At 67.5% G+C, this 9,444-nt stretch carries 7 protein-coding genes and 1 pseudogene; 4 read left to right on the top strand and 4 right to left on the bottom strand.

The window, feature by feature from the left end; all coding sequences use genetic code 11:
- Positions 1-52 precede the first annotated feature (52 nt).
- The 4 genes and pseudogenes from ACH107_RS26640 to bchF form a co-directional block, all read right to left on the bottom strand.
- Positions 53-1,327 (bottom strand): annotated as a pseudogene (locus tag ACH107_RS26640) (DUF3479 domain-containing protein); the annotation flags it as partial.
- A complete protein-coding gene (gene bchB / locus ACH107_RS26635; protein WP_412508670.1) occupies positions 1,317-2,882 on the bottom strand; it encodes a ferredoxin:protochlorophyllide reductase (ATP-dependent) subunit B in 1,566 nt (521 codons plus the stop codon). The gene bchB and the pseudogene ACH107_RS26640, both read right to left, overlap by 11 nt.
- Before the next feature lie 73 nt (positions 2,883-2,955).
- Positions 2,956-4,242 (bottom strand): ferredoxin:protochlorophyllide reductase (ATP-dependent) subunit N, encoded by a 1,287-nt coding sequence (locus ACH107_RS26630; RefSeq protein WP_310689946.1) that lies wholly within the window; start codon positions 4,240-4,242, stop codon positions 2,956-2,958.
- Positions 4,239-4,727 (bottom strand): 2-vinyl bacteriochlorophyllide hydratase, encoded by a 489-nt coding sequence (bchF, locus tag ACH107_RS26625; protein ID WP_412508668.1) that lies wholly within the window; start codon positions 4,725-4,727, stop codon positions 4,239-4,241. The genes ACH107_RS26630 and bchF overlap by 4 nt, the downstream gene beginning before the upstream one ends.
- Before the next feature lie 365 nt (positions 4,728-5,092).
- Here bchF and ACH107_RS26620 point away from each other — a divergent pair, with 365 nt between their 5' ends.
- The 4 genes from ACH107_RS26620 to ACH107_RS26605 all read left to right on the top strand — a co-directional run.
- Entirely contained in the window at positions 5,093-5,911 is an 819-nt protein-coding gene (locus tag ACH107_RS26620; RefSeq protein WP_310689948.1) for a B12-binding domain-containing protein, read from the top strand.
- A gap of 63 nt (positions 5,912-5,974) precedes the next feature.
- Positions 5,975-7,372 (top strand): transcriptional regulator PpsR, encoded by a 1,398-nt coding sequence (gene ppsR, locus ACH107_RS26615; protein ID WP_412508666.1) that lies wholly within the window; start codon positions 5,975-5,977, stop codon positions 7,370-7,372.
- Between the two features lie 80 nt (positions 7,373-7,452).
- Positions 7,453-8,364: a chlorophyll synthase ChlG gene (gene chlG / locus ACH107_RS26610; protein WP_412508664.1), complete on the top strand. Its 912-nt coding sequence runs from the start codon at positions 7,453-7,455 to the stop codon at positions 8,362-8,364.
- A partial coding sequence (locus ACH107_RS26605; protein WP_412508663.1) for a BCD family MFS transporter occupies positions 8,361-9,444 on the top strand: 1,084 nt, incomplete at its 3' end. The genes chlG and ACH107_RS26605, both read left to right, overlap by 4 nt.

Genomic DNA, 9,444 nt, shown 5'->3' with positions numbered 1-9,444 from the left:
CGGTCGAACCTCAGCCGGATCCCTGGATCCTCCCAGGGCAGGTTCTTCTTTGGCGCGCGACGCGGGCGGCCAGCACCTCGACCCGCTCGGGGCAGGGCGCCATTTCCTTGACCACCGAGGTCGCGGCGCAGTCCCGGGTGCAGCCCGCACAGCCCCCCGGCCCGTGGCGCCCGGCAAAGACCGTGGGCGTGGTCGCCCCGTCCAGTTCCGGCAGCGCGATCAGCATGGTCGTCTCGATCGGGCCGAGGCCCCCGGCCGAGCCGGCCCATTGGCCCAGCGTCTGGAACTCCAGCGGATGCGCGGCGACATAGGGCACATCCAGCGCCTTGAGCGTCTCGACCGCCGCCTCGGTGTCGTTGTAGGCGGGGCCGCCCACCAGGCTGAAGCCGGTCAGCGACAGCAACGTGTCGATGGTCGCGCCGTGGCGGTCGCGAAAGAAGGCCTCGATCGCGGGCCGCCCGTCCAGGCCCCCGGCATAGGCGGGCAGCACCCGCAGGCCCTGGCCCTCCAGCGCGCGGATCACCGCATCGTAATGCGCGGTGTCGCCGGCCAGCACGTAGGAGCGCATCATCAGCAGCCCCACCGTCGCGGTCGGATTGGCAGGGGTGGGCAGGGCGGCGGGGTCGGTGGTGATCCGCCCGGCCAGGTCGGGGTGGTACAGCCCGGTCTCGGGGTATTCCAGCGGGGCCGGGGCCTCGGCGCCGCGCCAGGCGTCGCGGTGGCTGTAGCGCGAGATAAGGAAGCGGACCATGGCCTCGATGTTGTCGTCCGAGGCGCCCAGCCAGTATTGCATGGTCAGGAACCAGGCGCGCAGATCCTGCGCCTTGCCCGGGATCAGTCGCAGAATGCGTGGTAGACGGCGCAGCATCTTCATCTTGCGCGCGCCGTCGTCGGTCTTGGAGCCGCTCTTGCCACCGCCGCGCAGCTTCTTGAGCAGCTTGGCGGTGCCGCTCTCGGGCGCGGACATGTCCAGCGTGCCCATGCGGGTGCATTTCACGATCTGGCCATCGGCGATCAGCCCGGCCATGGCGTCGCAGGTGTCGCGGCGGGCCTGCAGGTCCGGCAGGATCGCCTGGACGTGTTCTTCCAGGAACAGCAGGTTGGCGATGACGATATCGCCGGTGGCAATGGCGCGGCGGGCCTCTTTCAGGGCCGCGTCGCTCTCGCCCCATTCGGCGGCGGCGTGTACGCTCAATTCAATCCCCGGGAAATCCTCGGCCAGCCGTTCGGCCACCCGCGCGCAGGGGCCGGCGGCATGCGAATCCAGCGTCAGGATCACCACGCGGTAGGGGGCGGGCCCGGTGTTCAGTGCCACGTCATCGCGCATAATGGGCCTTTGCTTCGTAAAGGGTGTCGACGCTGATCTCGTCCAGGCCGCGCTCATTGGCGAAGGCCTCGGTGTTGCGCTTGGCCTTGCCGCGCACGAAGAAGGGGATCTTCCTGAGTTCGCGCTCGGCCTCGCTCAGCCAGATCACCTCGCCCGCGTCCGTCTTCTGGCCCGAAATATCCCGGGGGGCTGCCGAAGGCCGGGGGGCTGGCCCCCCGTCGTCGTCGGCCAGAGGGCGGGGCGTATGAGCACCGCCGTGATGGCTGGGACCGGCCTCGTCGTGAAACTCGAAATCCTCTCGGAACATGGTCAGCAGGTGTTCTTCCAGTCCCATGACCAGCGGGTGCACCCAGGTGTCGAAAATGACATTCGCGCCTTCCAGCCCCATCTGCGGGCTGTAGCGGGCGGGAAAGTCCTGCACGTGGACGGGCGCCGAGATCACGGCGCAGGGAATGCCCAGCCGCTTGCCGGTGTGGCGCTCCATCTGGGTGCCCAGGATCAGTTCCGGCGCGGCCTCGGCGATGGCCTCTTCCACGTCCAGATGATCGTCCGAGATCAGCGCGGGCACGCCGAAGTCCTTGGCCAGCGCGCGGATCTTGCGGGCCATCTCGCGGTTGTAGCAGCCAAGGCCCACCACCTCGAAGCCCATCTCGTCGCGCGCGATCCGCGCGGCGGCGGCGACATGGGTGCCGTCGCCGAAGATGAAGACGCGCTTGCCGGTCAGGTAGGTCGAATCGACCGAGGCCGAATACCAGGGCAGCCGCAGGCGGCTTTCATCGAGCCGCGCCTCCAGCCCGGTGATCCTGGCCACTTCGGCCACGAAATCGCGGGTTGCGCCGACGCCGATGGGCACAGTGCTAGTGAAGGGCTGGCCCAGTTCCCGTTCCATCCAGCGGCAGGCGGCCTCGCCGGTTTCGGGATACATCAGCACGTTGAAATGCGCGGCGCCCAGCCGGGTCAGGTCTTCGGGGCTGGCCCCGTAGGGCGCGCAGACATTCACCGTGATGCCCATGCTTTCGAGCAGGGCGGTGACCTCGGGGATGTCGTCGCGGTGGCGAAAGCCCAGCGCGGTGGGCCCGATAAGGTTCGCGGTGATCGCTTCGGTCCGCGCCATGGGCTGTGCCAGGCGCCGGACCAGCTGGAACAGGGTCTCTTCGGCGCCGAAGTTCTCCTTGCGCTGGTAGCTGGGCAGCTCCAGCGGGATGATCGGGATGGGCATGCCCATGGTCTCGGCCATGCCGCCGGGATCGTCCTGGATCAGCTCGGCGGTGCAGGAGGCCCCGACGATCATCGCCTGCGGCTTGAACCGCTCATAGGCGGCCTCGCAGGCGGTCTTGAAAAGGTTGGCCGTGTCGGAGCCCAGGTCGCGGGCCTGGAAGGTGGTGTAGGTCACCGGCGGGCGGTGGTCGCGCCGCTCGATCATGGTGAACAGAAGGTCGGCATAGGTGTCGCCCTGGGGCGCGTGCAGCACGTAGTGCAGGCCCGTCATCGCCGTGGCCACGCGCAGGGCGCCGACATGCGGCGGGCCTTCATATGTCCAGACCGAGAGCTTCATGACGACGCGCCGGGGGCGCTTCGCCCCCCGGACCCCCCGAGGATATTTCGGGCCAGAAGAAACATGCGCCGGGTCATTCTGCGGCCTCCAGCCTGAGCCGGTCGCGCCGGTTAAGCGGGCGCGAGAAGAGCGCGGCCAGATCACCGGCCTGTTCGTAGAAATGCACCGGAGTGAAGACCAGTTCGATGGCCCACTTTGTGGTCATCCCCTCGGCCTCGAGCGGGTTGGCCAGCCCCAGCCCGCAGACTGTCAGGTCGGGGCGCGCTGCGCGGCAGCGGTCGAGCTGCTTTTCGACATCCTGGCCCTCGGCGATCACCGGCCCCTCGGCCAGAAGCTCCAGGTCGGGGGCGACCAGCGCCTTGTGGATATATGGCGTGCCGACCTCGACGGCCTGCATCCCGCACTCGCGGGTCAGGAAGCGGGCCAGCGGGATCTCCATCTGGCTGTCGGGAAAGAAGAAGAGTTTCTTGCCCGCAAGTGTCTCGGCGGCCTTGGCCACCGCCTTGCGGGCGCGTGCGCGGGGCGCGTCTGTCACGGCATCGACACGCGCCTGGTCGATTCCGAAGTCCCGCGCAACGGCGCGAAGCCACGCGGTGGTGCCCTCTTCGCCGAATGGGAACGGCGCGGGGATGTGACGCGCCCCGCGTCTTTCCAGGGCGGAATGGGTGCCGCCCAGGAAAGGCTGTGTCAGGGCAAAACTGGTGTTCGGGCCGACGCCGACCTGCGCATCGGCGTGGCGGGCGGGCAGGACGGTGACGGCGTCGATGCCGATCCGGGCCAGCAGCTCCAGCGCCTGGTCCTCGGCCACGTCGGGCAGGGCGCCGACCATCATCAGCTGGCGGGCATCCGTCTCGGGCAGGGCGGGCACCATGGCGGCCAGGCAGGCGTCCTCGCCCTCGGTGAAGGTGGTCTCGATGCCGGACCCCGAGTAGTTGAGCACCCGGACCTTCGGCGCGTGGCGCGCGCTGAGCCGTTCGGCGGCGCGCGAGAGGTCCAGCTTGATGACCTCGGACGGGCAGGAGCCGACGAGGAAGAGTTGCCGGATGTCGCTGCGGCGGGCCAGCAGGCGGTCGACCTCGCGTTCGAGTTCTTCCTGGGCGTCGGCGAGGCCGGCCAGGTCGCTTTCCTCGAGAATCGCGGTGCCGAATCGGGGTTCGGCGAAGATCATCACCCCGGCGGCGCTTTGCAGCAGATGCGCGCAGGTGCGGCTGCCCACCACGAGGAAGAAGGCGTCCTGCATCTTGCGGTGTAGCCAGATGATTCCCGTCAGCCCACAGAAGACCTCGTGCTGGCCGCGTTCCTTGAGGACCGGGGCATTGCTGCAACCCATGGCCGGGGGCGGGGGGCTGTGACGGGTCATGCCGGGGCCTCGGATTGCAGGCGCGCGGCGCGCAGCTTGAGCAGGAATTGCCCGGCGTTGATGACGTAGGCGGCATAGGCGGCCAGCGCCAGCCACATCAGCGCGACAGGCGCCAGCGCGCCGGTGAACAGGGCCCAGACGTAGCCCGTGTGCAGGGCGATGACGGCAAAGCTGAAGACATCCTCCCAGAAGAAGGCCGGGGCGAAAAGATACTGGCCGAAGACGACCTTTTCCCAGATCGCGCCGGTCACCATGATCAGGTACAGCAGGCCGGTCTTGGTGAGGATTGACCAGGTCGCCGCCGCGTAGCCGGTGCCGGCGGCCAGGTAGCGCAGCACCAGCACCAGCGAAACCAGGAAGACCAGGAACTGAAGCGGTGCAAGGAAACCTTGCACCAGCGTCCAGGGGCTGGCATCGCGGCGGGCCCGTTGCGCGGGCGTGTAAAGCGCGGTGGCCTCTGATGGTATCTGCGCCGAAGGCGTCATCGGATCCCCTGACCGAACGTGTGACATGGTCTGATGCTAGGCGGCGCAGGGGGAAAGTGTCAATTATAATTTACACCAACAGGTCGGGGGATTTGTCCAGCCGGGCTGTCAGAAGGTCAGGGGCTGCGGCCGGGTCTATTCCATAAATTTAATGTGTTATCAGGCCTGGCGTGCGCGCAGGCGCAGTGTTCGACGCACGGGAATTTCTTGTCCTGCGCCAACGGGTTGCCGGGGGGTTGCGGGGGCATGTTGTCAATAGAAATTGACATTTGAAAACGCCCCCACCAAACTCCAATTATCTTCCATGTGAGAAGGTGCGAGCTGTCAGGTGCTCGGCCCCCATGGCGGCCAAGGGAGGAGGCTCAATGGCACATGACACGGACCGCGATGACGGCTTCAACGAGGCCGGACCACGGAGTGAACAATCGCCCTCGATCCGGTATCTGGTCGAATCCGCGCTGCGCTCGGTCGCCTCGACATCGCAAAGCGATCAGCCGGGCACGCGCGACGAGTGGGTGGCGCATCTCGCCGCCGCCATGGTGTCGGACAGCGAGACCAGCCACCGCGCCGCTATTTCGGCGCTTGTCGCCAGTGGCGTGAGCAGTTCGGAAGTCCACCAGATCTACATTCCCGCGGTCGCGCGGTATCTGGGCGAGATGTGGGTCAACGACAGGGCCAGCTTCGTCGACGTCACGGTTGGGTCCGCGCGATTGCAGGCGCTGTTGCGCGAGGCGGGCGAGCCGGCCGAGATCGGATTGATCGACCGCAGCATTCCGTTGGGCCAGTCCGTGTTGATGGTGATCCCGCCCTACGAGGACCACGCGCTGGGGGCCTTCGTGGCCGCGGACCAGTTCCGCCGGCACGGGCTCTGGGTGCACATGGGCATCGGGCTGACCCGCGACGAACTGGTCGATCTGATCGCATCGAGCCGGTTCTCGCTTGTGGGTCTTACGGCGGCGACGTGGACATCAGTTGAACAAGCCGGTGAGTTTGTCGATTACATTCGCGCGGGGCTGGACCACTGCCCGCCCATGGTGATCGGTGGGCGCGCGGTCAGCGAACCTGCCAAGGTCGAGCGCCTGACCGGCGTGGACTACGCCGTCAAAACTGTCCGCGAGGCGGTTGATCGTGCGGGATTGATGTCCATCTCTCAAGAGAACGAGCTGGACAAGCTGAACACCTAGAGGCCGAGAGGCCCGATATGGCGGAGACACCGAGTGAGCAGGCAGGGCCGAGCAAGCGAAACGATGACCGCAGGTCGGCTGCCGGCCCTCGGTGCCGTGGACGCGATTGTCGAGCAGGCCTCTGACCTGGCGGTCATGCTCGACGACACTGGCGAGGTGCAGGGTATAAGCGTCAATCCCGACAGCCCCTCGTTGGGATGTCTCGACCACTGGGTCGGGCGGCGTTTCGACAGTTTCCTGACACCCGACAGCGCCGAGAAGTTTTCGACCCGGTTTCGGGCGGTCACTGCGGACCCGGACGTTGCGCCGCGGCCGATGGAACTGACCCACAAGGACAACGCCACATGGGAATTCCCGGTGCGCTACAGCATGCACAGGGTTGGCGATGGTCAGATCCTGATGTTCGGGCGCGACATGCAGCCCCTGGCCGAGGTCCAGCAACGCCTGCTGCGCGAACAACTTGCCCGCGAGGCTGACCAGCAAAAGCTGCGTGCGGGTCAGACCCTGTTCAGAATCGTTTTCGAGGAAGCCGAGACGCCTCTGATCGTGCTGGACCCGGAAAAGGCCCGGATCGAGGAGATCAATTCCGCCGCGGCCGCGCTTCTGGGCAGCACCGCCGAGACCTTGTCCGGCAACATCCTTCCGCAGGCCTTTGACGGCCGTCGCCGCGGCGAGTTCATGGAGGCCCTGCGCGCGGCCGCCACCGCCGACGTGGACCGCGGGGTCGAGGCGGTGTCGCGGCGCAACGGGCGCGTTCTCAATGTCCGCCCGAGGTTTTTCCGCGTGGCAGGTGACCTGGTGTTGCTATGCCGGCTCGACGTGGTGGACGAGGGGGCGTCGGCCGGGCCGGAGTTCTCGAATCTGCTGCTCGCCCTTTATGGGGCCACATCCGACGCGGTCGTGCTGGCCGATGCCAAGGGCAACATACGTGAGGCCAACGACGCCTTCCTCACAATGGCCGACGCGATGCAGATCCGCGATGTCCAGGACACGTCGCTGGCCGACTTCCTGATGCGTGGGTCTGTCGACCTCAAGCTGATGCTTGAAAGCGCCGCCCAGAAGGGCCGGATGCACCACTACGGTGCCCAGCTCAAGAGCACCCTCGGCACGCGCACAGAGGTCGACATCTCGGTCGCACGGCTGCGCCAGCAGGGTGGAGAAACTGGATTCGGCCTGATCATCCGCGATGTGTCGGCCAGACAGGTGCCCGAGACCGACAGGGCGAATGTCATGGTCAGCGACGAGGCCATGCAGAACGTTATGGACCTTGTCGGCACGCGCTCGCTCAAGGAACTGGTGTCGGCCACCTCGGAGGTGGTCGAGAAACTGTGCATCGAGACGGCCGTGCAACTGACGGACAACAACCGCGTCGCCGCCGCCGAGATGCTGGGCCTTTCGCGGCAGAGCCTCTACGTCAAGCTGCGCAAATACGGCCTGATCAAGCCCACCGAGGACGACTAGCGCCGCGACGGGGGGCTCGGCCACGTCGGCGCGACAAGAAAACCCTTTCAAGAATCTCCTTTGTATAGTTTAGTTGACACATGAGTGTCAGCGAATCCTTACATGCCTCCCGGCGTTGGCCGCGCCCGCGCGCGGTGTTGACCCTGCTCAAGCCGGTGACATGGTTCCCGCCGATATGGGCCTATCTCTGCGGTGTCGTTGCCTCGGGGGTTGCTCCGGCGACGGCGCCGGTGGCCGTGCTGGTGGGCATGGTCCTGGCCGGGCCGGTGGTCTGCGGCATGAGCCAGGCGGCCAACGATTGGTGCGACCGGCATGTCGATGCGATCAACGAACCGGACCGCCCCATCCCCTCGGGCGCGATCCCGGGGCGCTGGGGGCTGTGGATTGCGCTGTTCATCACTGCGCTTGCGCTGGCGCTGGGCACGGTGCTGGGGCCCTGGGGTTTCGGCGCGACCGTCTTCGGCGTCGCCGCGGCCTGGGCCTATTCGGCAGAGCCGATCCGGCTCAAGCGCTCGGGCATCTGGGGGCCGGGCCTGGTGGGGCTGTGCTATGAAGGACTGCCCTGGTTCACCGGGGCGGCCGTACTGGCGGCGGGGGCGCCGCCGCTGACCACCGTGACCGTCGCGCTGCTCTATGCGCTTGGGGCGCATGGCATCATGACACTCAATGATTTCAAGGCCCTGGAGGGCGACCGCCAGACCGGTGTGAACTCGCTGCCGGTCACGCTGGGCCCGGAACGGGCGGCGCGGGTGGCCTGCTGGGTCATGGCGCTGCCGCAAATGGCGGTGATCGTGCTGCTGCTGGCCTGGGATCGGCCTTGGCATGCGCTTGTCATCGCCGCGCTGGTGGCGGTACAGGTCTGGGCGATGCGTGTCCTGCTGAACGATCCGAAGGGCCGCGCGCCCTGGTACAATGCGACGGGCGTGAGCCCTTACGTCAGCGGCATGATGGTCGCCGCCGTCGCCCTGCGCAACATGGAAGGGATATCATGACCCTGAGCTGGCTTTCGATCGTGCGTCTCGGGCTGGTGCAAATGGCCCTGGGCGCGGTGGTGGTGCTGACCACCTCGACGCTGAACCGCCTCATGGTGGTGGAACTGGCGCTGCCCGCGGTGCTGCCGGGGTTTCTCGTGGCGCTGCATTACGGGATCCAGATCACCCGGCCCAACTGGGGCTTTCTGTCCGACACCGGCGGGCATCGCACGCGCTGGATCATCGGCGGCATGGGCGCGCTGGCGCTGGGCGCCTATGGCGCGGCGCACGGTGTCGTCCTGCTGGAGGGCAGCTTTGCCGCCGGGATGGCGCTTTCCATTGCCGCCTACGCCCTGATCGGCGTCGGGGTGGGGGCCTCGGGCACCTCGCTGCTGGCCCTGCTGGCCACTGCGACGGCCCCGCACCGCCGCGCCGCGGCCGCCACGATCACCTGGCTGATGATGATCGCCGGGATCGCCGTGACGGCCGGCACCGTCGGCGCCTTCCTGGACCCGTACACGCCGCAACTGTTGTTGCGCATCGTCGGCATCGTGACCCTGGGGGCCGTGGTCCTGACCACGCTGACCGTTTGGGGCATCGAGGCCCGGGTGGCCCCGGCCGAACCGGAACCCGAGCCGCAGGGTTTCGTCGCCGGGCTGCGCGAGGTCTGGGGTGAACCCAAAGCGCGCAATTTCACCATCTTCGTCTTTCTGTCCATGACGGCCTATTTCATGCAGGAACTGATCCTCGAACCCTATGCCGGGCTGGTCTTCGGCTTCACGCCGGGGCAGTCCACCTCGCTCAGCGGGGCGCAGAACGGCGGGGTCTTCCTTGGGATGCTCACCGTGGGAATCGCCGCAACGGGCCTGCGCATCGGGTCCTTGCGGCACTGGGTCGTCGCGGGTTGCCTCGGCTCGGCGGTCAGCCTGGCCGCGATTTCGGCCCTGGGGCCGCTGGCGCTCTCGGGCGCGCTGACAGGGGCGGTGGTCACGCTGGGGTATTTCAACGGCATGTTCGCCGTGGCGGCCATCGGCTCGATGATGGCGCTGGCGGGGCAGGGGCGCGGCGCGCGCGAGGGCACGCGCATGGGCCTCTGGGGCG

The sequence above is a fragment of the Roseovarius halophilus (ex Wu et al. 2025) genome (assembly GCF_047086965.1).
Note: the sequence above shows the minus strand (reverse complement) of the source record. Positions and strands in the feature narration are given on the sequence as shown.